We start from the raw sequence: 22,042 nt of genomic DNA on the forward strand, positions 1-22,042 counted from the left end.
GATCAACTCGCCTCCCCCACAGGGCTGGTGACGAACCTGAGCAGGTCCTCGGCCGGTTCCTCCGGCGCCACTTCTGCCGCCTCGACGGCTCCGCCCACCTCCGCGGCCACCTGGCTCTCCAGGCGGGCGAGCACCTCCTCGTTCAGCCCGCCACTCTCCCGCAGCTTCCCGGCGAGCAGTTCGATCGGGTCGCGATCCTTCCAGTGCTCGATCTCGCCCTTGTCGCGGTATCGGTCGGGGTCGTACATCGAGTGGGCGCGGAAGCGGTAGGTGCGCACTTCGAGGAAGTGCGGTCCGGTTCCGGTGCGGATGCCCTCGGCGGCGCGGCGGGCGGCGTCCTCGACGGCGAGCACGTCCATCCCGTCGACGGCCCAGGAGACCATCCCGTACGAGGAGGCCCGCATCGCCAAATCGGTCTGGGCCTGCTCCCTCTCGAGGGCGGTACCCATGGCGTACCGGTTGTTCTCGCAGACCAGCAGCAGCGGCAGGCCCCACAGCGCGGCCAGGTTGGCCGTCTCGTGGAACTCGCCTTCGGCAAAGGCGCCGTCACCGAAGAAGCAGCAGGTGACGCGGTTCCGGCCGTTCATACGGTCGGCGAGCGCGAGTCCGGCGGCCAGCGGCAGACCACCGCCGACGATGGCGTTGCCGCCGTAGAAGCGACGGCTCGCGTCGAAGAGATGCATGGAGCCGCCGCGGCCGTGGCTGCAGCCGGTTGTCTTGCCGAACATCTCGGCCATGACGGCGTCGGCGGGAATGCCGCGGGCGAGCGCGTGGCCGTGTTCACGGTATGTCGAGACGACCGCGTCGTCCTCGGTGAGTGCCTCGTTGACGCCGACGGCGACGGCCTCCTCACCGATGTACAGGTGGACGAAGCCACGGATCCGCGCGGCGCTGTACAGCTCCACGCAGCGTTCTTCGAAGCGGCGGATGCGGAGCATCGACTGGAGGAGGTCCAGCCGGTGCGCCGCCTTCTGCTTCTGCTGTGTGGTCTTGGGCTGCTTCGGCTGTGCGGTCTTCCCCGCGGCCTTGTGGTTGCCGCGCGGGGTGCGGGCGGCGCTCATGCCGACCCCTCCTTCCTTCCCTCCGACGACGAGGGGTCGCCCTCCAGGGTGGAGATGTCCCCCTCGGGCAGACCGAGTTCGCGGGCCCGCAGCAGCCGGCGCATGACCTTGCCGCTGCGGGTGTGCGGCAGGTGCTGGTCGAACGCGATCTCGCGCGGCGCGACGGCGGGGCCGAGCCTGCGCCGGGCGAAAGCGAGCAGCTCCCGACGTGTCGCGCCGGTCGCCTCGAAACCGGGCCGGAGCGACACGAACGCCTTGATGATGTTTCCGGCGACGGGGTCAGGCCGCCCGATCACTCCGGCCTCGGCGACCGCGGGGTGTTCCATCAGTGCGCTCTCGACCTCGAAGGGCCCGACGAGGTGTCCGGCGGACTTGATGACGTCATCGGCGCGGCCCACGAACCAGTACCAGCCGTCGGCGTCCTTGCGCACCAGGTCACCGGTCAGGTACCAGCCCCCGGCGAACGCCGCCGCCGACTGCTCCTCGGCATGGAGATAGCCTCGGAACATGGACGGCCAGCCGGGCCGTAGCGCCAACTCCCCCTCCACTCCGGGCTGCTGAAGAACACGCACGCGCCCGTCGACGACCTCGATCTGCCCGTCCGCACCGCGCTCCAGGACCGCCGCCTCCACACCGGGGAGGGGGCGCCCCATGGAACCCGGGCGGATCTCGCACCCGGCGAAGTTCGCGATCATGATGGCGCCGGTCTCGGTCTGCCACCAGTTGTCGTGCACCGGCAGCCCGAGCACGTCCCGGCCCCACACCACGGCCTCGGGATTGAGCGGTTCCCCCACCGAGGCGATGAAGCGCAGGGCGGTCAGGTCGAAGGAGTCGGGCAGGTCGTGCGGTCCCTGCCGTGGCGTCGTGCGCATCAGCATGCGCAGGGCGGTGGGCGCTGTGTACCAGACGGTGACCCGCTGTCCGGCGAGGATGCGGTACCAGCGGCGGGCGTCGAAGTCACCCTCGTCCACCACGACGGTCAGCCCGTGCGCGAGCGGCGCGATGATCCCGTACGACATCCCGGTGACCCAGCCCGGATCGGCGGTGCACCAGTACACGTCGTCCGGGTGCAGATCAAGGGCGAACGAGGCGGTCGCGTAGTGGGCGATGATCGCCTCGTGCACATGGACGGCACCCTTAGAGGTCCTACTGACCTTTCCGATGAGTTGTCGGGGGTGACGCTGACGGTGCTTCGCGCTATCCCGGTGATATGCGGTATGCGCAAGGAGGTGGGCTCAGGACTCATGAACAAGCTGCCCGGGAACGGATACGGATGCTGGCGGCAGAGGGTTTTGAGCAGGGTGAGAGGAACTCGGTGATCGCGAAGGGCCTTCGCGTGAGTGTCCGTTCGGTTGAGCGGTGGCGGCGGGCATGGAGGGAGAACGGCACCGCTGGCCTGCGCTGTTCGGGACCGGCCAAGAGCCCGAAGGTGAGCCTTGAGAAGTTCGCTGAGCTGGAGGAAGAGCTGCTGCGGGGATCGGTGTTCCACGGGTGGCCGAACGAGCGATGGACACTGTCCCGGGTGCAGGCCCTCATCGCCGAAAAGCTGGGTGTGAGCCTGTCCGTCCGCGGAGTCTGGGAGTTACTGCGGCGTCACGGCTGGTCCTGCCAGCAGCCCGGGCGTCGGGCAGTGGAACGGGACGAGGCAGCCGTTGCAGGCTGGGTGAAGGAGACCTGGCCATCGGCAAAGCCACCGCGGCGGCGCTCGGGGCCTGGCTCGTCTTCGAGGACGAAGCCGCTGTCACGATGACGTCGCATCGTGGACGCACCTGGGCGCCGAAGGGGAAGACCCCGGTGGTCCGGTTCAATGGCGCCTCCCGCGGCCGAGTGACCCTGGCCGCACTCGCCTGCTACAAACCCGGCGAACGCAGCCGGCTCATCTACCGGCCACGGATCCAGGGCCACCACCTGGGCGCTCAACGAGGCTTCACCTGGCAGAACTACCGTGACCTGCTCGTGCGCGCTCATCTCCAACTCGGCGGCCCCATCGTCGTGATCTGGGACAATCTCAACGTCCACCGCAGTGCCGCAATCCGCGACTACGCAGCCGAGCACGACTGGCTGAGCATCATCCAGCTCCCGTCGTACGCACCGGACTTGAACCCAGTAGAAGGGATCTGGTCTCTTCTGCGGCGGGCCGTGACAGCCAACACCGTCTTCGCCAGCCGGGACCACCTCGTCCAGACCATCCGCAGCGGCCTGAGACGCATCCAGTACACACCGCCCCTCATCGACGGATGCCTGGACAGCACCGGTCTGTCGATCACGACGTAACCTCCGACAACTCATCGGAAAGGTCAGTAACAGAAGCTGTGATCGTGTGACTGTCGGCTTGATCGCTCGTTGTCGTTGTTGTGGGAAAGAGGGATTCGCGGCCGTGGATCGTCTCGGACGAACTGTGGTCGCTCATCGAGCCGTTGCTGCCCCAGCCGGGTCCGAAGCTGGCGGAGGGCAGACCTCGGGTCCCGGACCGGCAGGCGCTGTGCGGGATCCTGTTCGTACTGCATACCGGCATCCAGTGGGAGTACTTGCCCCAGGAGCTGGGCTTCGGCTCGGGGATGACGTGCTGGCGGCGTCTTGCCGCGTGGAACGAGGTCGGCGTGTGGGACGAACTGCACCTGGTGCTGCTGGAGAAGCTGCGGGCCGCGAAGAAGCTGGACTGGTCGCGGGCGGTGATCGATTCCTCCCACGTCAGGGCGGCCCGGCGGGGCCCAAAAGCGGCCCCAGGGCGTTTCTGATGGCTCTTGCTGGGTTGGGTGGATCAGTGCTGACGCCGGGCACGTGGGTCATATGGTGCGACGTCATGAACTGACCGATGCGCAGTGGCGGAGGATCGAGTCGCTGCTGCCGGTGAACGGCGGCCCGGGCGGGCAGTGGGCGGATCACCGGCGGGTGATCAACGGTGTGCTGTTCCGGGCCCGCACGGGGGTGCCGTGGCCGGATCTCCCAGAGCGGTATGGGCCGTGGCAGACCGTCTAGGAGCGCCATCGCCGCTGGTCGGCCGACGGGACCTGGCAGCGGATCCTGGCCGAGCTGCAGATCGACGCCGATGCAGGTGACCCCGATGGTGCCCTCGTCCGGTCCGCAGACAAAGAGGCCGAGTGGGCGGTGAACATCGACTCGACCTCCTGCCGGGCGCATCAGCATGCGGCCGGGGCCCGGCATCGGCCGCCGCGTGATTTCCCGCAAAAGGGGGCGGGGCGCGTGTGGAGGCCGATGGACGCGAGGCCCTGGGACGTTCCCGGGGCGGACTGACCAGCAAAATCCACTTTCTGGCCGATGACCGGGCCCGGCCGCTGGTCTGGGAGACAACGCCCGGCCAGCGGGGCGACAACCCCATGCTCGTGCCCGTCCTGGAGCAACTGCGGGTCTACCGGCACGGGCCCGGACGCCCCCGCACCCGCCCGGACCGACTCCGCGGCGACAAGGCCTACTCCAGCCGTGACACCCGCGCCTACCTGCGCCGACGGCACATCAAAGCGACCATCGCCCAGCCCGATGACCAGCGTGAACACCGTCGCCGGCGCGGCCGCAGCGGCGGCCGGCCTCCGGCCTTCGACTCGGATCAGTACCGGCGCCGCAGTGCCGCCGAACGCTGCGTCAGTAAGTGGAAGCAATTCCGTGCGGTCGCCAGCCGCTACGACAAACGCGCCTACATCTTCCACGGCACACTGACCGTCACCGCCATGGTCATCTGGCTCCGCGACATCGTCCAAGAGCCATCAGAAACGCCCCAGCCCGGTCGACCGCGCGCGGCCGGGCAGCAAGCACCACGTCGTCACCGACGCCGCGGGCATCCCACTCGCGGTGTCGCTGACCGGCGGAAACCGCAACGACGTCACGCAGTTGCTGCCCCTGCTGGACAAGATTCCCGCGGTGGCGGGTGCCGTCGGCCGGCCAAGACGCAGACCCGACGCCCTGCTCGCCGACCGCGCCTACGACCATGACAAGTACCGGCGCCAGCTCTGGCAGCGCCACATCCGCCCGGTCATCGCCGAACGAGGCGTCGAACACGGATCTGGCCTGGGTGTTTTCCGTTGGGTGGTGGAGCGCACGATGTGCGCCACGTGGCGCTCTGTTTGTATCCCCGGTTCAGCCGGGAGAAACTCGGAAGGAGGTTCCTGGGCCAAATGACTCACCTGGATCCGAAAGGTGAAGGGGACAACAGCATGTCAGAAAACCAGTGACCGGGCCCAGTTGTCAGGGGCGGTGTGCTGGGTGGCCCGCGCGATATGGCGAAGGCTGGATTGCTTGAAGCCTAATCTCCAGAAGATGCAAGCTCCCATCCGTCGGAAAGACGACTGAAACCGGCGCCGCGCTCTGCACTGGACCGATCGTCATCTGGTGCACCTCCGGAGCGTGGAGCGATGCCCAACGAGGGCATTCAAGGAGATGAGTGGGACGCCTACGTCGCGCTATGACGTACAGCAGAGACGAACGTGGGATCGCCTACGGGACGCGAGTCCTATGGCGACGGAGGCCCCGTAGTAGTCGCCGGAGTCACGCCCGGCCAGGGAGGACGGGAAAGCCGTCCGCAGGGCCAAGGGGGCCAGGTGATTCGGACACCGAGACTCGGGAGGTATGCGAAATGCAGAGCGCCGAAACGGTGCTGGGTGTCCTGCGTGAGCGCGGCAGGCGTGGCCTGCCGTGTGACGAACTATATCGGCAGATGTCCAACCCGCAGTTATATCTGCTGGCTTACGGGCGCATTTACGCCAACCACGGCGCTATGACCCCCGGAGTCACGAGGGAAACAGTGGACGGCATGTCACAGCGGAAGATCGGACGCATCATCGATGCGATGCGCCACGAGCGTTACCGATTCCGCCCAGTGCGCCGCGTGAACATTCCGAAGAAGAACGGGACAACACGGCCGCTGGGGTTGCCAACATGGTCGGACAAGCTCGTCGGTGAAGTCGTACGCCTCCTGCTGGAGGCGTATTACGAGCCGACGTTCTCCAGCCATTCACATGGGTTTCGGCCTCGGAAGGGATGCCACACTGCCTTACGTGAGGTGGCTCACACCTGGACTGGAACTTCTTGGTTTATCGAAGGGGATATCGCCGACTGCTTCGGAAGCTTGGACCATGAGGTCCTGCTCTCGATCCTCGGAGAGAAGATCCACGACAACCGATTCCTTCGGCTGGTGCGCAACATGCTGACGGCCGGATACCTGGAGGACTGGAGGTGGGGAGCCACGCTCTCCGGAGCGCCGCAAGGCGGAGTGGCTTCCCCGATCCTGTCCAACATCTACCTGCACAAGTTGGACGAGTTCGTCGAGAAGGTTCTCATTCCGGAATACACCCGAGGGGAACGCCGGGCTCGCAACCTGGAATACCTCATGGTGGCCAATGTGCTGGCAAGGGCACGCCGGCGCGGTGACAGGGCTGAAGCCCGGCGACTGCGTCAGCAGATGCACGGTCTGCCGAGCTCTGATCCGAACGATCCGGAGTTTAGGCGGCTGCGCTATGTCCGCTACGCCGATGACCACTTGCTCGGGTTCACCGGGCCGAAGGCAGAAGCCGAGGAAATCAAACAGCGTCTGGCCGAGTTCCTACGTGATGAACTCAAGCTGGAACTCTCCCAGGAGAAAACGCTAATCACCCATGCCAGAACCCAGGCCGCACGGTTCCTCGGCTACGAGATCACCACTCAGCAGAACAGCAGCAAGGTCACCCGCGGCCGTCGAGCGGTCAACGGTCAGATCGCGCTGCGTGTCCCACTGGATGTGATCAAGGCCAAATGTTCCCCGTATATCGATCGCGGAGAACCCGCGAAACAACCGGCCCTGTTGAACAGCGACGACCACGCTATCGTCGCCACCTTCGGGACCGTCTACCGGGGCATCGTCCAGTACTACCTGTTGGCCGGGGACGTCCACCGGCTGCACCGCCTGCGATGGGTCATGGAGACCTCGATGCTCAAGACCCTGGCAGGAAAGCACCGTTCCACAGTTTCGAAGATGGCAGCGAGATACAAAACCACCTACGAAACAGAGAGCGGGCCTCGAACTGCTTTTGAAGCCCGTATTGAACGGAACAACAGGAAACCACTGGTCGCGCGGTTCGGTGGAGTTCCACTCCAACGGCAACGGACGGCAGAAATCGTCGACCGTGAGCCGGTCCGGGTGGACTATCCGCAGAAGGAACTCATCACGAGGCTCCTTGCGGATACCTGCGAGATCTGCGGGAGCAAGGGCAACGTTCAGGTTCACCATGTCCGTGCACTCGCTGACCTCGCGCACGCCGGATGGCAGACTTCTGACTGGGCGCGCGTGATGCTTCACCGACGCCGCAAAACAGTTGTGGCTTGCGACACTTGCCATGACCGAATCCATTCAGAACGACCTGCCAAACCACTCACGCAGTAGTCACTGGAGAGCCGGATGACAGGAAACCGTCATGTCCGGTTCGGCGGGAGGCCGTGCGGAAAAGGACTCACCTCTGGTGGGCTCCTCGCCGCGCGGCCCACCCATCCGCCTGGCTGCACGGCTTCCGACGGCTGCGGATCCGTTGGGAGCGACGCGACGACATCCACGAAGCCTTCCTCGGCCTCGCCACCTGCCTGGTCGTCCACCGACACGTCCAACGCCTTTGTTACTGACCTTTCCGATGAGTTGTCGGGGGTGACGCTGACGGTGCTTCGCGCTATCCCGGTGATATGCGGTATGCGCAAGGAGGTGGGCTCAGGACTCATGAACAAGCTGCCCGGGAACGGATACGGATGCTGGCGGCAGAGGGTTTTGAGCAGGGTGAGAGGAACTCGGTGATCGCGAAGGGCCTTCGCGTGAGTGTCCGTTCGGTTGAGCGGTGGCGGCGGGCATGGAGGGAGAACGGCACCGCTGGCCTGCGCTGTTCGGGACCGGCCAAGAGCCCGAAGGTGAGCCTTGAGAAGTTCGCTGAGCTGGAGGAAGAGCTGCTGCGGGGATCGGTGTTCCACGGGTGGCCGAACGAGCGATGGACACTGTCCCGGGTGCAGGCCCTCATCGCCGAAAAGCTGGGTGTGAGCCTGTCCGTCCGCGGAGTCTGGGAGTTACTGCGGCGTCACGGCTGGTCCTGCCAGCAGCCCGGGCGTCGGGCAGTGGAACGGGACGAGGCAGCCGTTGCAGGCTGGGTGAAGGAGACCTGGCCATCGGCAAAGCCACCGCGGCGGCGCTCGGGGCCTGGCTCGTCTTCGAGGACGAAGCCGCTGTCACGATGACGTCGCATCGTGGACGCACCTGGGCGCCGAAGGGGAAGACCCCGGTGGTCCGGTTCAATGGCGCCTCCCGCGGCCGAGTGACCCTGGCCGCACTCGCCTGCTACAAACCCGGCGAACGCAGCCGGCTCATCTACCGGCCACGGATCCAGGGCCACCACCTGGGCGCTCAACGAGGCTTCACCTGGCAGAACTACCGTGACCTGCTCGTGCGCGCTCATCTCCAACTCGGCGGCCCCATCGTCGTGATCTGGGACAATCTCAACGTCCACCGCAGTGCCGCAATCCGCGACTACGCAGCCGAGCACGACTGGCTGAGCATCATCCAGCTCCCGTCGTACGCACCGGACTTGAACCCAGTAGAAGGGATCTGGTCTCTTCTGCGGCGGGCCGTGACAGCCAACACCGTCTTCGCCAGCCGGGACCACCTCGTCCAGACCATCCGCAGCGGCCTGAGACGCATCCAGTACACACCGCCCCTCATCGACGGATGCCTGGACAGCACCGGTCTGTCGATCACGACGTAACCTCCGACAACTCATCGGAAAGGTCAGTAGGACCTCTTAGGGGTGCCGGTGGTGCCGCTGGTGAAGTGCAGCAGGGCCATGTCGGCGGGGGACGTCGGCGGGATGGTGAAGGTGTCGGCGGCACCGGCCATCAGCGCCTCGTACGAAACCGTGCCGGGCAGTTCGTCCGCGCCCTCGCCGATGATCAGGACGTACTCCAGCTCGGAGAGCAGCGCACGGCGATCGGCGACCTTCTTCCGGTACAGGGCCGCGGTGGTGACCAGCGCCCGCGCATTGCTGATCCGCAGCCGCTGCTCGACGGGGTCGGGGCCGAACGCGGAGAACAGCGGGCACAGCACGCTGGTGTTCTTCAGCGTGCCGAGGACCACGGTGTACAGCTCCGGGCACCGTCCGAGCAGGGTGACGACCCGGTCACCCCGCCCCAGGCCGAGGGCGCACAGGACGTTCGCGAACTGCGCGCTGGAGCGTGCCAGTTGGCCGTACGTCACCGTGGTCACGGAGTCGTCGCGGCCGATGCAGCGCAGCGCCACCGCACTGCCGTGATCGGATTCGGCGTGCCGGTCCACGGCCTCGTACCCGATGTTCAGCCCGCGTCCGCCGGGCAGCCCGGAGAGCTTGGTGCGTGCGCCCGCCCAGGAGAAGGCGGCACGCGCCTTCTCATAGTCGTCCAGGTTGGGCGGGACGCTCGGCGGAGTGTCTTTGCGGATCGTCTCCCAGGGCATGGCGGTCCCCTTCGCATCGGCCTGCTTCGACCATCCGCCGACGGCAGTACCACCCGCACTGGGCCGAAGGTCCCCCGCACAGTGCCACGCGGCTCCGCCCGGACCGTCCGGGCCGCGACAAGGGACCGGCGGCCCCTGCTCCCGGCGCCGCCGACGCACCACGATGGGAGTGAACCCGTAGCCGACTGCGAAGGCGCTGGAGGTGCCACACCATGCTTCGACCGGTGGTCACCGGGGTCGACGGATCCCCGGAGAGCCTGGCCGCCGCCCTGTGGGCGGCCCGCGAGGCCCAGCGCCGCTCCTTGCCGCTGCACCTGGTCCACGCGACCAGCTGGAGCCCCCATCCCTCGGCTTCGGATCCCGCGAACGTGATCAGGCGCCAGATGGGCCGCGGCGTCCTACGCAAGACAGAGAGCCACATCGCGCGGACGTGCCCGGACGTCCGGCTCACCGACGAGCAGGTCGATGGGCCGGCGACCGCCGCCCTCTTGAAGGCGGCGGACCGGGCCGAGCTGATGGTCCTGGGGTCCCGCGGGCTGAGCGGGTTCACCGGGCTCCTGGCCGCCTCGGTGGCCCAGGGCGTCGTGGCACGGGCGACCCGGCCGGTGGTCCTGGTCCGAGCGGGAGAGCACCCTGAGGACGGGCGCCGACAGGACCAGGACGGCCGCCGCTCCGCGCTCGCCACGTGCCGGGACGTCGTTCTCGGTCTCGATCTGAACGACCCGAGCGACGAGGTGATCGGGTTCGCCTTCGAGGCCGCGCGGGTTCGCGGGGCGCGGCTGCGTGTCATGCACGCGTGGAGCGGCCCGTCCCTGTTGTCCTTGGGTCCCGGCGAGATAGGTCTGGAGAGCGCTCCCGAGCGCGCCCAGGAGTGGCGCGGTTTCCTCGAAGCGGTGCTCCAGACCTGGCGGGAGAGGTTCCCCGGCGTGGATGTCGACGAGACGGTCGTCGAGGGAAAGGCGGGCCCACATCTGGTGTCCGCCTCCTCCGGCGCCGGACTGCTCGTCGTCGGCCGCCGCATGCACGAAGGCGACGTCGGCCCGCACGCCGGTCCGGTCACCCACACGTTGATTCACCACGCGCGCTGCCCCGTGGCCGTCGTCGCCCACGACTGAGGCGGCCACGCACTCCTTGAGGGAGGTGTCCGTCATGTTGAGGCCCGTCGTCGCCGGTCTGGACGGCTCACGCGAGAGTGCCGCCGCCGCGGACTGGGCGGCACGTGAGGCACTGCGCCGCGGACTGCCGCTGCGGCTCGTCCACGCCTGGGAGGGACTGTCGGACGAGGCGGCGTCACTGCCCGAGCTGAAGGTCCCCCAGGAGTGGGCGCGCCGCATCCTGTGCGGCGCGATGGACCGGCTCACCGAACGGTATCCGCAGGTCCGCATCAGCGCGGAGCAGCTGCGGCAGTCCCCGGTCCAGGCCCTCGTGGCCGAGGCCGAGGAAGCGGAGGTGCTGGTCCTCGGCAGTCAGGGATTCGGCGGCGTCGGCGGCTTCTTCGCCGGTTCCGTCGCGATGGCCACCGTCGCGCACGCGCAACGGCCGGTGGTGCTGGTGCGGGCGGCGAACCGCGCCGAGGACGAGCGGTTCCCGGACACCGACGGACGCCCTTGCGACCGGACTCCGTACCGCGTCGTGGTCCTCGCCGTGGCCCTGGGTGACCCGTGCGACGCCCTCATCCGCTTCGGCTTCGAGGCCGCGGCCTGCCGCACCACGACGCTGCGCGTCGTGCACGCCTGGCACGCCACCCGAATTCCGGCGGCCGCGCACGGGCACGGCGGGGACCAGGCCGTGGCAGACCGGGCGCTCGCCACCGCGCTGCAGCCCTGGCAGGCGAAGTACCCGACGGTGCGGGTACGGACTCTGGCGGTGAACGGCGGACCCGCACAGGAGATCATGAAGGCATCCCGCGACGCCGGGCTGCTGGTGGTGGGCCGCAAGCCCCGTAACGCGGCAGTCGGCGCCCGCATCGGCGCCGTGACGCACGCGGTCATCCACCACGTCGGCTGCCCCGTCGCCGTGGTCCCGCATGTCTGAGGAGCCGGGCGGGGCTACGCGCCGCGGCCCCTGCCCGGCACTGGACGCAGAGCGTCATGACCTGTGCATACCCGTCCCCGGCCGGGCCGGGAAGCTCCGCGCGCAACCACACGGAGCGTCACGGATCACGAGGTTCCGACACAGGCGCCGCGTGAACCTCAGCCGACATCTCGTCGCGCAAGAGCCACGAAGCGATCAATCAACTCGGTGGCGGCTCTGCGCCGCCTGTCCAACTCGGATACGTCGTCGCCATGATGGACATCCACTACCCCCTCGAAAGCCTCCTGCCCCTGGCGCAGGACTTCTTCGCTGTCCGTGAGCATCTGAATACGGAACAGCGCCTCCTGCGCATCGGAGCGGAGATCGTACGAGCGTTGCCGGGCCTCGCGTGCCTGCTCCTCGGGCCGGTCCTCGTGCGCGCAGTACCAACGGGTGACCAGCACCCGGCGCAGATTCACCAGGATTCCGGCATACACACAGAACGCGTCGAGGCGCTCTCTCCTGAGCTCTTCGTCCCGTTCGAAAACCCGCCCACGCTGAGTGGCGCGTTGCTGGAAGAGGTGCGTGAATGCCGCCCCCAGCAAGGTGCCCAGCACCGCTATCCCACTCGCGGCTATTGACTCCACACGGTCAGTACAGCATCAGAGTTGCACCAGAAGGACCCCGTTGCGACGTCCGAGAACGCAGTCTGCGTCACCCCAAAGCAAATCGCGCGCGATCACCCCAGTTGGCACCATCGGTGACCATCAAATGCAGTCCCGTTATTCGTGCCGTGAACGGCAATGTGGACGCCAGGGTCTCCTCGATTGCGTCGTACACCTGCGTCGACCGGTCAGAGGCGACCGTCAGGTGAGGGATGACCTCCTCGAATCGCCCGCCGTGCGGTGGCGTCCCGGGCCAGTGCGCGGCGATCGCCTCGGTAAGTGCACGCAGAGGCTGGGGCGGCTCCGGCGCCAGCCACAGAGCGTTCGGGAAACGCCCGAAGCGGGCGAAGGTGACCTCGAAGGCCCGGTGCCGTGAAACAAGGCCCGTCAACTCCTCCAGCACGTCCGGCGTCAGGCGACCAGCGGGCAGGAACGGCGACAAGACGGTGACGTGAGCCGGCATTCCGGCCCGAGCGGACTCGTCGTACCGAGATCGGCAAGCGGCCACGACCGGCTCGGCCTCGAGAACCCTGGCCAGCACGATCGACCGCCCGGGGAGCCAACGAGGGCTGTCGAGCACGGTCACTGTGGAAGTGTGTCAGCACGCGGCTTCCCTGGTAAAGGGAGGATGCCGGACCTGCGGGCCGCACGAGGACCCCCCTCGACCACCGTCGTCTCGCGTCGGCGTGGTGCAGGTCCGGCACTGGGGCGGAAGACCGGTCCGCCCCTTCCGAGGAGCCGCCGTAGCGGCCTGCGCCGACCCCAACCGGCGCACCCGCAAGCGAGTTGACCTCCCGCAGGGAGCTGCGACGCTCATCCTGGAGAAGTGGATACGGGTGGAAGTCCCCGTGAGGGAGACCATCCGCACGCTCGTCACGGGCTTGAGTCCCGACCCTGGCACCACAGGCCCGTACCGCAGCAGGGGCCGACCGGCCCACCCGAGGAGCCAACAAGCCCCATGCGCGAGCCGGGAAGAACTACAGATCCTCACCGATCCCGCACGACCGTGCGGCACGTCACCAAGTCCCTCGTGCTCCCGCCCGCGCATCAGCACATTCTCCGCAGGCGCCCCACCTGCTCACCGGAGACCGGTCCGCACTGCCAACCGACGAGGCATCGATCGGGACCAGACCGGTGCCGGGTGACGGCCCGTTCGCCCCTGGACCGGCAGCGCGGTCCGGCGCACGCTGGAGATGAGCGAGGTCCCGCAGACGTTCGCCGGTCCTGCGCGGCGAAGCAGCGTCCCCACTCCGCACAAGTCCGCACCCGTCCACCTCCTCCACCCAGGAGTGATCACGATGGAAGCCAAGCAGTGGACCGTTCAGATCTACATCACCGAGGAGGGCGACGACACGCACGCCCGTGCCGTGCTGACCACCCAGGACACCTCAACGGTCACCGGACGTGGCGTGGCCAGGCGCAACCCGATCGACCGCTCCATCCCGGAGATCGGTGACGAGCTCGCCGCCAGCCGCGCTCTGGAAGATCTGGCCATCAGGCTGCACGACGTCGCCTCCGACGACATCGTGCAGCTGACAGGCCCTGCCGATCCCCCACCGCGCGGCCGGTGACCACCACACGACATCCGGAGGTGCAGCGTTGAGCGACCTCCCCGGACAGAACAACTAGGGCCGAACGACCCCCGCCCAGGACCGGGCGGCCCGTGGCGCCTCGCCCGCTCGCGCGCTCACGCTGGGATCAGCAACCGTCAACAACCCCCACAGTCGCGGAGGGTAACGATGACGTGCAGCCCAGCGTCCGCCGTCCTGGACAGGAACGGGCTCGACGCCCTCATCAAGACCCTGGCCGCCCAGGGACGCACAGTCGTCGGCCCTACCGTCCGGGATGGAGCGGTGGTCCTTGCGGAGCTCGCCTCGGCCGAGCAGCTGCCCTTCGGCTGGGGCACCCAGGTCGAGGCCGGCCACTACCGTCTCGTCCCCCGCGAGGACGGCGCGGCCTTCGCGCACTCCTCGGGCCCGCAGTCCTGGAAGACGTTCCTGCACCCGCAGCGGGAGAAGCTGTGGAGCACCGACCGAACCGCCGACGGTCCGTCACCGAAGAGCGTGCCGCCCCACCGTCGTACGCCTTCCTGGGCGTGCGCCCCTGTGACCTGCGAGCCATCGCGATCCAGGACCGGGTGCTGACCGGGGGCGCCTTCAGGGACACCGGCTATCAGGAACGGCGGAAGGGCGCGTTCCTGATAGCCGCCGAGTGCACCGAACCAGGAGCCACCTGCTTCTGCGTCTCCATGGGCAGCGGCCCGGCGGCCGACACCGGGTTCGACCTCGCACTGACGGAGGTCGTGGACGAGAACGGACACCGTTTCCTCGTACGCGTGGGCAGCGAGGAAGGCGCCGAGCTCCTCTCCGGCGTCCCGCACCGCCCGGCCGACACGGAGACAGAGACGACAGCCCGCGTCGCGGTGGACGCCGCACGGCACCGGATGGGCCGGGCCATGCCTCCCGTGAGCCTGCGCGATCTGATGGGCGAGAGCCTGGAGGCCGACCGCTGGGACGATGTCGCCGACCGCTGTCTGACCTGCGGCAACTGCACCATGGTGTGCCCCACCTGCTTCTGCACCACCACCGAGGAGGTCACCGACCTCACCGGCGACCACGCCGAGCGGTGGCAACGCTGGGACTCCTGCTTCGACCTCGACTTCTCCCACATCCACGGCGGCCCGGTACGCAAGTCACCCCGCAGCCGCTACCGCCAGTGGCTCACCCACAAGCTCTCCACCTGGTACGACCAGTTCGACAGCTCCGGCTGCGTCGGCTGTGGACGCTGCGTCACCTGGTGCCCGGTCGGCATCGACATCACCGAAGAGGCCGCGGCCCTGCACGACGAACTCGCCGAACGGCTGCAGCAGGACGAGCACGAGAGGCAGCGGGAACGAAGGGAGACGGAGCAATGACTTCTGCCACCACCATGGCCGCGGCTCTCCCTGCCGAACACCGGGAACGGCTGATGCAGATCGCCCGCGAGGTGTCTTTCGAGGCGGGCACCCGACTGTTCGACGAGGGCCGCCGAGCCGACAGGTTCTGGATCGTGCGGACCGGTGTCGTCGCGCTCGATCTGCATGTCCCCGGCCGTCATGCCGCCGTCGTCGAGTCGCTCGGACACGGTGAACTGATCGGCTGGTCCTGGCACTTCCCGCCCTATGTATGGCAACTGGGCGCCAAAGCCATGAGTCCGGTGCGCGCCTACGAGTTCGACGCGTCGGCGGTACGGGCGATGTGCGCGGACGACCCCGAGTTCGGCCGCGCGATCGCGGTATGGGTGGGCCGGGTGGTCGCCCACCGGCTGCACGCGTCCCGCACCAGATTGCTCGACCTGTACGCCCCCTACGGCAGTGGCGGCCGGCCATGACCGGCATTCCCCTGCCCTACCGGGTGACGCGCGTGCGCGGCGAGACGGCCGACACGGTCACCCTCACCCTCACGCCCGCGGGCCAGACGGCCCTCGCGCCCTTCGCGCCCGGACAGTTCGCCATGGTGTACGCCTTCGGGGTCGGCGAGATCCCGGTCTCGGTGTCCCGCATCAACGGTCACGAACTCGTGCACACCATCCGCTCGGTCGGAGCGGTCTCGGCCGCCCTGTGCGGCCTTGGGCCGGGCGCCCAGGTCGGGCTGCGCGGCCCCTTCGGTACCGGCTGGGAGCTCGACGGAGCCACCGGGCAGGACCTGCTGATCATCGCCGGTGGTATCGGTCTGGCCCCGCTGCGGCCCTTGGTGCTCGACGCACTGGCCGCCCCGCACGCGTACGGGCGGCCAAATCTCCTGATCGGCGCCCGCACTCCGGACGATCTGCTCTACGCCGACGACCTGCGCGCCTGGACTGCGGCTCGCGGCCCACTGCACTGCGCGGTCACCGTCGACCGCCCGGCCCCCGCCTGGAGCGGCCACGTCGGCGTCGTCACCACCCTGCTGAACGGCGCCCGGTTCGAGCCCGAGAACACCACGGCGTACATCTGCGGCCCCGAGGTGATGATCCGCGCCACCGCCCGCGACCTGCTCCACCGCGGCCTGCCCTCACACCGGATCCGGGTCTCACTCGAACGCAACATGCGCTGCGCCACCGGGCACTGCGGCCACTGCCAGCTCGGAAGTGTCCTGGTGTGCCGCGACGGCCCGGTGATCGACTGGGGCCGGGCCGCATCCCTGCTCTCCGTAAGGGAGTTGTGAGATGACACCGAAGCTCGCAGTGTTCAAGCTGGCGTCCTGCGACGGCTGCCAGCTCACTCTCCTCGACTGCGAGGACGAACTCCTCGCACTGGCCGGGCAGGTCGAGATCGCTCACTTCCTGGAAGCGTCGAGCGCCGCGCGTCCCGGGCCCTACGACCTCACGCTCGTCGAAGGGTCGGTCACCACGGCCGCCGACGCGGAGCGGATACGGGAGATCCGTGCGCAGTCCCGCGCCCTGGTGACCATCGGGGCCTGCGCCACCGCGGGCGGCATCCAGGCACTGCGCAACTTCGCGGACGTCGAGGAGTTCCGCCGCACCGTCTACGCCCGGCCCGACTACATCGAGACCCTGGCCACCTCCACCCCCGTCTCCGCCCATGTGGACGTCGACTTCGAACTGCGAGGCTGCCCGATCGGCAAGGGCCAGCTCCTCGAGGTCATCACCGCCCACCTGGCCGGCCGCAAGCCCGGCATCCCGAATCACAGCGTGTGCTTCGAGTGCAAGCGGCGCGGCACGGTCTGCGTCACCGTCGCACACGGCACCCCTTGCCTCGGCCCGGTCACGCACTCCGGCTGTGGCGCGATCTGCCCGGCGTACGGGCGCGGTTGCTACGGCTGCTTCGGCCCGTCCGGATCGGTGAATCTGCCCGCGCTCATCCCGCTGCTGCATCGCGACGGCATGGACGACCGCGACACCGAACGCTTCCTGCACACCTTCAACGCCGCCGCCTTCGCGGAGATCGAGGAGGAGACGTGACCCACCGAGGCTCCCGCGTCCTGCACGTCGGCTCACTCTCCCGTGTGGAGGGCGAGGGCGCCCTGCACCTGCGGGTGGACGGCACGGCCGTGACCGAGGCCAGGCTGCAGATCTACGAACCGCCGCGCTTCTTCGAGGCCTTCCTGCGCGGTCGTGCGTACACCGAGCCGCCGGACATCACCGCCCGGGTGTGCGGCATCTGTCCGGTCGCCTACCAGATGAGCGCCTGTGCGGCGATCGAGGACGCCTGCGGAGTCACCGTCACCCCGGCCATCCGCGAGCTCCGCAGACTGCTGTACTGCGGCGAATGGATCGAGAGCCAGGTCCTGCACATCTACCTCCTGCATGCCCCCGACTTCCTGGGCTGCGACGACGCGATCGGCCTCGCCCGCACCCAGCGCGCCCACGTGGAGCGGGGCTTGCGCCTCAAGCAAACGGGCAACGCGATCCTGGAACTGCTCGGCGGCCGCGCCATCCACCCCGTCAACGTCCGCCTGGGCGGCTTCCACCGGGCACCCACGCCCTGGGAACTGCGCCCACTGGCCGAGCAGTTGAGGCGCGCCCAGGACGACGCCTGGGAAACGGTCCGCTGGGTGGCGGGCTTCGACTTCCCTGACGCCACCGTGGACGCAGACTTCCTGGCGCTGGCCGCCCCGGAAACGTACGCCATCGAGGGCGGCGACCCCACGGTCCTGCGCGCCGACGGAACGCGCACCGCGTTCCCCGTCCCCGACTTCCCGGACCACGTACGCGAGGAGCAGGTGCCGCATTCCACGGCGCTGCATTCCCGGCTCGACGGTCGGCGCCATCTGACCGGCTCGCTGGCCCGGTTCGCGATCAGCGGGCACTTGCTGTCGCCGACCGCCCGGGAGGCTGTGCGCGAGGCCGGGCTCGACGGGGAGGTGTGCCTCAATCCTTTCCGGTCGATCCTGGTGCGCGCGGTCGAGGCCGTGTACGCGGTCGAGGAGGCACTGCGGATCATCGAGACGTACGAGCCGCCGCCGCGCTCCTTCGTGGAGGTACCGCCGACCGCGGGCACCGGCCACGGCGCGACCGAAGCACCGCGCGGCCTCCTCTACCACCGCTACGTCCTGGACGCCGAAGGCACGGTCACCGACGCCCTCCTCGTTCCGCCGACCGCGCAGAACCAGGGCGCCATCGAGGAGGACCTGCGCCGGATCGCCGAGACCGCGATCACGGGGCGGGGTGTGGACGACGAGGAGTTGACCCGGCTGTGCGAGCGGGCCATCCGCAACCACGACCCGTGCATCTCCTGCTCCACCCACTTCCTCGACCTCACGGTCGAGCGCGTCACCAGACGCTGAGGAGGCCTGCATGACTGTCACGCCGGAACCGGCCTCCTCCAAAGGGCCCGTTGCGCTGACGGGGCAGACGACCACCCTGAAGAAAGGGGTGGTGACGGTGGGCGGTGCGCCCCGCGACCGGACGCTGGTGCCGCTCCCGGCGCGTCTGGTGCGCGCCGCCGAGGGCGCCGTCGACATCCTTGTCGACCTCCCCGGCCCGAACGCCGCCCCCTCCGCCAGGCAGAACACCCATACCGCCTCCGGACGGGGCGCCTCATGAAGTACCTCGACGAGTACCGCGATCCCGAGCTCGCCCGCCGCCTCCTGGACCAGCTGCGGACGACCGCTACACGCCCTTGGCAGATCATGGAAGTATGCGGCGGACAGACCCACACACTGGTCCGCCAGGGAATCGACGAGCTGCTGCCCGCGGGCATCCGCATGATCCACGGGCCCGGATGTCCGGTCTGTGTCACGCCCCTGGAGACCCTCGACCGGGCCATGGCCATCGCCGCCCGGCCCGGCGTGGTCTTCACCAGCTTCGGCGACATGCTGCGCGTGCCGGGCTCGGAGACCGACCTGCTGGCCCTGCGGGCGCGCGGCGCGGACGTGCGAGTCGTGTACACGCCGATGGACGCGGTGCGGATGGCGCAGGAGTCACCTGATCGTGAAGTGGTGTTCCTGGCCGTCGGATTCGAGACGACGGCGCCCGCGAACGCCATGGCGGTCCTGCACGCGGCCCGCCTGGGCCTGACCAACTTCTCGGTCCTGGTCAGCCACGTCCTCGTACCCCCCGCGATGACCGCCCTGCTCGACAACCCGGACTGCGAGGTACAGGCGTTCTTGGCGGCAGGGCACGTGTGCGCGGTCATGGGCTGGCGCGAGTACGAGCCGATCGCCGCCCGGTACCACGTACCCATCGTGGTCACGGGTTTCGAGCCCTTGGATCTCCTGGAGGGCATCCTCATGGCCGTGACCCAGCTGGAGCAGGGGCGCCACGAGGTCGAGAACCAGTACGTACGGGCGGTGCACCGCGGCGGCAACACCGAGGCCCAGGACGCGGTGCGTGAAGTCTTCCGCGTCACCGACCGGGCCTGGCGCGGCATCGGAGCACTGCCCGACAGCGGCCTCGAACTCGCCGCCCCCTACAAGAAGTTCGACGCCGCACACCGCTTCGAGGTGGGCGCACTGTGCCCGGCCGAGGACCCCGAGTGCATCGCGGGCGCCATCCTCACCGGTGCCCGACTGCCCACCGACTGTACGGCCTACGGCACCCGCTGCACCCCCCGCCACCCACTCGGTGCTCCCATGGTGTCCGCCGAGGGAACGTGCGCCGCCTTCCACGCCGTCGGCCGCACCCCAGACCCCGAGGAAGCGCCATGACCATGGAATGCCCCACCCCGCGCCACGAGGACGAACTCGTCCTGCTCGGCCACGGCGCTGGAGGACGACTGACCGAGGAACTCCTGGACGCCGTGGTACTGCCGGCCCTTGAGGGACAGAATGGCCCGCTGGAGGACGCCGCGCTGCTCCCCGGTCACCCCGACCTGGTCGTGAGCACCGACAGTTTCGTCGTCAGCCCGCTGTTCTTCCCCGGCGGGGACATCGGCTCGCTCGCCGTACACGGCACCATCAACGACCTCGCGATGCGCGGAGCCTGGCCGCTGGCCCTGTCCGTAGCCCTCATCGTCGAGGAGGGCCTCCCGCTGTCCGAACTCCGCTCGGTACTTGCGTCGTTGGGCAAGTCGGCCCGCAACGCCGAAGTACCCGTCATCACCGGCGACACCAAGGTCGTGGGGCGGGGCGCGGTGGACAAGGTGTTCATCAACACCACCGGAATCGGGCAACGTCGTTCGATGCTGCACCCCTCCGCCGCACTCGCCCGCCCCGGCGACGCGATCCTGCTCTCGGGACCGATCGGTCTGCACGGCACCACCGTGCTCTCCACCCGTGAAGGGCTCGGCTTCGAGAGCGAGATCGCCTCGGACAGCCGCCCCCTGCACCGTCTCGTCCGCGCCTTGGCGCCGCTCGGCGAACACATCCACACGCTGCGTGACCCGACCCGTGGCGGCCTCGCCGCGTCACTCAACGAGATCGCCCGCGACTCGTCCGTCGCCGTGGAGATCGACGAGATCGCCCTCCCGGTACCTGATGCGGTGGCATCCGCCTGCGACCTGCTCGGCCTCGACCCCCTCATCGTCGCCAACGAAGGCTGCCTGATCGCCTTCGTCAGCCCCTCCACGGCCGACGAGGCCCTCGCCACCATGCGTACGCTCCCCGAGGGCCGGGGTGCGGTCCGCATCGGCGAGGTACTGCCGCAGGGGCCGAGCGGCCGGGTCACACTGCGGACTCTGGTCGGCGCCCGACGGGTGGTGGACATGCCCCTGGGCGAGCAACTCCCGCGAATCTGCTGACAGATGACGAACCCGTGGCCGACCGCGCGGCACGGAAGCGGCGGCACCTCGCTCGCGCGCAGACGGTGATCCGCCTGAGATACGGACCGGCGGGGGCCCGCCACGCCGCACCGCGCGGCACGCACTCCTGTGGGCGCTGGCACCGGTCGACATGGCCGCAGCGCCGGCAGTCCCCACGGCGGCCTCGGTTCGGACTCACCTCTCGTGGGCGAAACGGTCAAGGGCCCTGAGCACATGGGCGCGTGACGTGTCACTGCCCAAATGGCCCGCGTCATCGAAGACGATCAGCTCGGCGGCGGGCCATGCGCGAGCCAGCTCCCAGGCGGTGTCGAGCGGACCGGCCAGATCCAGTCGGCCGTGGATCAGGACACCGGGGATGCCGGCCAAGCGGTGGGCGTCGCGCAGCAGTTGACCTTCTTCCAGCCACGCACCGTGGGAGAAGTAGTGCGCACAGATGCGCACCAAAGCCAGCTGTGCGGAGGGCGGGCGGTCGCCGTAGGGGTTGGAGGCGCCGTTCATCTCTCCGGACAGGACCGCGTCTTCCCAGGCGCACCAGTCGGCCGTGGCCCTCTCCCGTACCGCGGCCTCCGGGTCTTCCACCAGACGCGCGTAGGCCGCGACGATGTCGCCGTCTCGCGGTGTGCCGGGGGCACCCGCCAGGAAGCGTTCCCACTGCTCGGGAAAGAACCGGCCGACACCGCGGTAGAGCCAGTCGATCTCGGAGCGCCGGGTGGTGGTGACAGCGGAGATGACGATCTCCGACACCCGCTCCGGGTACGTCTCGGCGTAGGCCAGGATCAGCGTGGAGCCCCACGAGCCGCCGTGCAGCAACCAGCGGTCGATCCCCAGGCGCTCGCGCAGCTGCTCCATGTCGGCGATCAGGTGCTGGGTGGTGTTGTGCCTCATGTCGGTGAGGGGGTCGCTCGCGTGTGGACGGCTGCGCCCACAGCCGCGCTGGTCGAAGAGGACGACTCGATACCTCTCCGGATCGAAGTACTGGCGCGCACCGGCACCGCACCCTGACCCCGGCCCTCCATGGACGACGACTGCCGGTTTGCCGTCCGGATTGCCACAGACCTCCCAGTACACGAGGTGACCGTTCCCGACGTCGAGCATCCCCTGGTCGTATGGCTCGATCGGTGGGAACAGCTCGTCCATTTCCGTCCTCCGCACGGCACACCTCCAACACGTACATGCA

General features: G+C 68.8%; 20 protein-coding genes and 6 pseudogenes. 20 read left to right on the forward strand and 6 right to left on the reverse strand.

What is annotated here, in order from left to right; translation table 11 throughout:
- Nucleotides 1–2: 2 nt before the first annotated feature.
- Both pdhA and QBL25_RS00745 read right to left on the reverse strand, forming a co-directional pair.
- Nucleotides 3–1,061: a pyruvate dehydrogenase (acetyl-transferring) E1 component subunit alpha gene (gene pdhA, locus QBL25_RS00740; protein ID WP_409054985.1), complete on the reverse strand. Its 1,059-nt coding sequence runs from the start codon at nt 1,059–1,061 to the stop codon at nt 3–5.
- Nucleotides 1,058–2,206 (reverse strand): annotated as a pseudogene (locus QBL25_RS00745) (AMP-binding protein); the annotation flags it as partial. The gene pdhA and the pseudogene QBL25_RS00745, both read right to left, overlap by 4 nt.
- A gap of 65 nt (nt 2,207–2,271) precedes the next feature.
- Here QBL25_RS00745 and QBL25_RS00750 point away from each other — a divergent pair.
- From QBL25_RS00750 to QBL25_RS00790, 9 genes and pseudogenes are all read left to right on the forward strand, one after another.
- Nucleotides 2,272–2,811, forward strand: a complete 540-nt coding sequence (locus QBL25_RS00750) for a winged helix-turn-helix domain-containing protein (RefSeq protein ID WP_409054986.1) — start codon at nt 2,272–2,274, stop codon at nt 2,809–2,811.
- Nucleotides 2,808–3,335 (forward strand): IS630 family transposase, encoded by a 528-nt coding sequence (locus tag QBL25_RS00755; RefSeq protein WP_409054987.1) that lies wholly within the window; start codon nt 2,808–2,810, stop codon nt 3,333–3,335. The genes QBL25_RS00750 and QBL25_RS00755 overlap by 4 nt, the downstream gene beginning before the upstream one ends.
- An 80-nt stretch (nt 3,336–3,415) precedes the next feature.
- Nucleotides 3,416–3,787: pseudogene (locus QBL25_RS00760) on the forward strand (transposase); the annotation flags it as partial.
- A 64-nt stretch (nt 3,788–3,851) separates the two neighbouring features.
- A pseudogene (locus QBL25_RS00765) lies at nt 3,852–4,765 on the forward strand (IS5 family transposase); the annotation flags it as partial.
- A gap of 28 nt (nt 4,766–4,793) precedes the next feature.
- A pseudogene (locus tag QBL25_RS00770) lies at nt 4,794–5,117 on the forward strand (transposase); the annotation flags it as partial.
- Nucleotides 5,118–5,649: 532 nt separating this feature from the next.
- Nucleotides 5,650–7,431 (forward strand): reverse transcriptase domain-containing protein, encoded by a 1,782-nt coding sequence (locus QBL25_RS00775; RefSeq protein ID WP_409054988.1) that lies wholly within the window; start codon nt 5,650–5,652, stop codon nt 7,429–7,431.
- A gap of 107 nt (nt 7,432–7,538) precedes the next feature.
- Nucleotides 7,539–7,664 (forward strand): annotated as a pseudogene (locus tag QBL25_RS00780) (IS5/IS1182 family transposase); the annotation flags it as partial.
- 57 nt (nt 7,665–7,721) lie between these two features.
- Complete coding sequence (locus QBL25_RS00785) at nt 7,722–8,261, forward strand: winged helix-turn-helix domain-containing protein (protein WP_409054986.1); 540 nt, start codon at nt 7,722–7,724, stop codon at nt 8,259–8,261.
- Complete coding sequence (locus tag QBL25_RS00790) at nt 8,258–8,785, forward strand: IS630 family transposase (protein ID WP_409054987.1); 528 nt, start codon at nt 8,258–8,260, stop codon at nt 8,783–8,785. The genes QBL25_RS00785 and QBL25_RS00790 overlap by 4 nt, the downstream gene beginning before the upstream one ends.
- 23 nt (nt 8,786–8,808) lie before the next feature.
- On the opposite strand, the gene QBL25_RS00795 is transcribed toward QBL25_RS00790, so the two are convergent.
- Nucleotides 8,809–9,507: an AMP-binding protein gene (locus tag QBL25_RS00795; protein ID WP_409054989.1), complete on the reverse strand. Its 699-nt coding sequence runs from the start codon at nt 9,505–9,507 to the stop codon at nt 8,809–8,811.
- A gap of 212 nt (nt 9,508–9,719) precedes the next feature.
- On the opposite strand from QBL25_RS00795, the gene QBL25_RS00800 reads away from it, so the two are divergent.
- Complete coding sequence (locus tag QBL25_RS00800) at nt 9,720–10,622, forward strand: universal stress protein (protein WP_409054990.1); 903 nt, start codon at nt 9,720–9,722, stop codon at nt 10,620–10,622.
- A gap of 34 nt (nt 10,623–10,656) precedes the next feature.
- Nucleotides 10,657–11,541 carry a universal stress protein gene (locus QBL25_RS00805; RefSeq protein ID WP_409054991.1) on the forward strand — a complete coding sequence of 295 codons (885 nt, stop codon included), beginning with the start codon at nt 10,657–10,659 and terminating at the stop codon, nt 11,539–11,541.
- Between the two features lie 158 nt (nt 11,542–11,699).
- On the opposite strand, the gene QBL25_RS00810 is transcribed toward QBL25_RS00805, so the two are convergent.
- Nucleotides 11,700–12,137 (reverse strand): hypothetical protein, encoded by a 438-nt coding sequence (locus QBL25_RS00810; protein WP_409054992.1) that lies wholly within the window; start codon nt 12,135–12,137, stop codon nt 11,700–11,702.
- A gap of 97 nt (nt 12,138–12,234) precedes the next feature.
- Nucleotides 12,235–12,771 carry a 2'-5' RNA ligase family protein gene (locus QBL25_RS00815; RefSeq protein ID WP_409054993.1) on the reverse strand — a complete coding sequence of 179 codons (537 nt, stop codon included), beginning with the start codon at nt 12,769–12,771 and terminating at the stop codon, nt 12,235–12,237.
- Nucleotides 12,772–13,483: 712 nt separating this feature from the next.
- Here QBL25_RS00815 and QBL25_RS00820 point away from each other — a divergent pair.
- The 9 genes and pseudogenes from QBL25_RS00820 (at nt 13,484) to hypE (ending at nt 20,844) form a co-directional block, all read left to right on the forward strand.
- Complete coding sequence (locus tag QBL25_RS00820) at nt 13,484–13,756, forward strand: DUF1876 domain-containing protein (protein WP_409054994.1); 273 nt, start codon at nt 13,484–13,486, stop codon at nt 13,754–13,756.
- Between the two features lie 168 nt (nt 13,757–13,924).
- A pseudogene (locus QBL25_RS00825) lies at nt 13,925–15,099 on the forward strand (4Fe-4S dicluster domain-containing protein).
- Complete coding sequence (locus tag QBL25_RS00830; RefSeq protein ID WP_409054995.1) at nt 15,096–15,554, forward strand: Crp/Fnr family transcriptional regulator; 459 nt, start codon at nt 15,096–15,098, stop codon at nt 15,552–15,554. The pseudogene QBL25_RS00825 and the gene QBL25_RS00830 overlap by 4 nt, the downstream one beginning before the upstream one ends.
- Nucleotides 15,551–16,369, forward strand: coding sequence for an FAD/NAD(P)-binding protein (locus QBL25_RS00835; protein ID WP_409054996.1), 819 nt, complete (start codon nt 15,551–15,553; stop codon nt 16,367–16,369). Before QBL25_RS00830 ends, QBL25_RS00835 begins: the two co-directional genes overlap by 4 nt.
- Nucleotide 16,370: 1 nt before the next feature.
- The gene (locus QBL25_RS00840) at nt 16,371–17,126 is read left to right on the forward strand and encodes an oxidoreductase (protein WP_409054997.1); all 756 of its coding nucleotides are present in this window, start codon (nt 16,371–16,373) and stop codon (nt 17,124–17,126) included.
- Nucleotides 17,123–18,451, forward strand: coding sequence for a Ni/Fe hydrogenase subunit alpha (locus tag QBL25_RS00845; RefSeq protein WP_409054998.1), 1,329 nt, complete (start codon nt 17,123–17,125; stop codon nt 18,449–18,451). Before QBL25_RS00840 ends, QBL25_RS00845 begins: the two co-directional genes overlap by 4 nt.
- Nucleotides 18,452–18,461: 10 nt before the next feature.
- Nucleotides 18,462–18,710, forward strand: a complete 249-nt coding sequence (locus QBL25_RS00850; RefSeq protein ID WP_409054999.1) for a hypothetical protein — start codon at nt 18,462–18,464, stop codon at nt 18,708–18,710.
- A complete protein-coding gene (hypD, locus tag QBL25_RS00855) occupies nt 18,707–19,813 on the forward strand; it encodes a hydrogenase formation protein HypD (RefSeq protein WP_409055000.1) in 1,107 nt (368 codons plus the stop codon). The genes QBL25_RS00850 and hypD overlap by 4 nt, the downstream gene beginning before the upstream one ends.
- A complete protein-coding gene (hypE, locus tag QBL25_RS00860) occupies nt 19,810–20,844 on the forward strand; it encodes a hydrogenase expression/formation protein HypE (protein ID WP_409055001.1) in 1,035 nt (344 codons plus the stop codon). The genes hypD and hypE overlap by 4 nt, the downstream gene beginning before the upstream one ends.
- A 195-nt stretch (nt 20,845–21,039) precedes the next feature.
- Here the strand turns inward: hypE and pip are convergent, their stop codons facing one another.
- Nucleotides 21,040–22,002: a prolyl aminopeptidase gene (pip, locus tag QBL25_RS00865; protein ID WP_409055002.1), complete on the reverse strand. Its 963-nt coding sequence runs from the start codon at nt 22,000–22,002 to the stop codon at nt 21,040–21,042.
- Between the last annotated feature and the right edge of the window lie 40 nt (nt 22,003–22,042).

Origin of the sequence: Streptomyces sp. SYP-A7185, assembly GCF_046103685.1 — a bacterium.
Classification (GTDB): Bacteria; Actinomycetota; Actinomycetes; order Streptomycetales; family Streptomycetaceae; genus Streptomyces.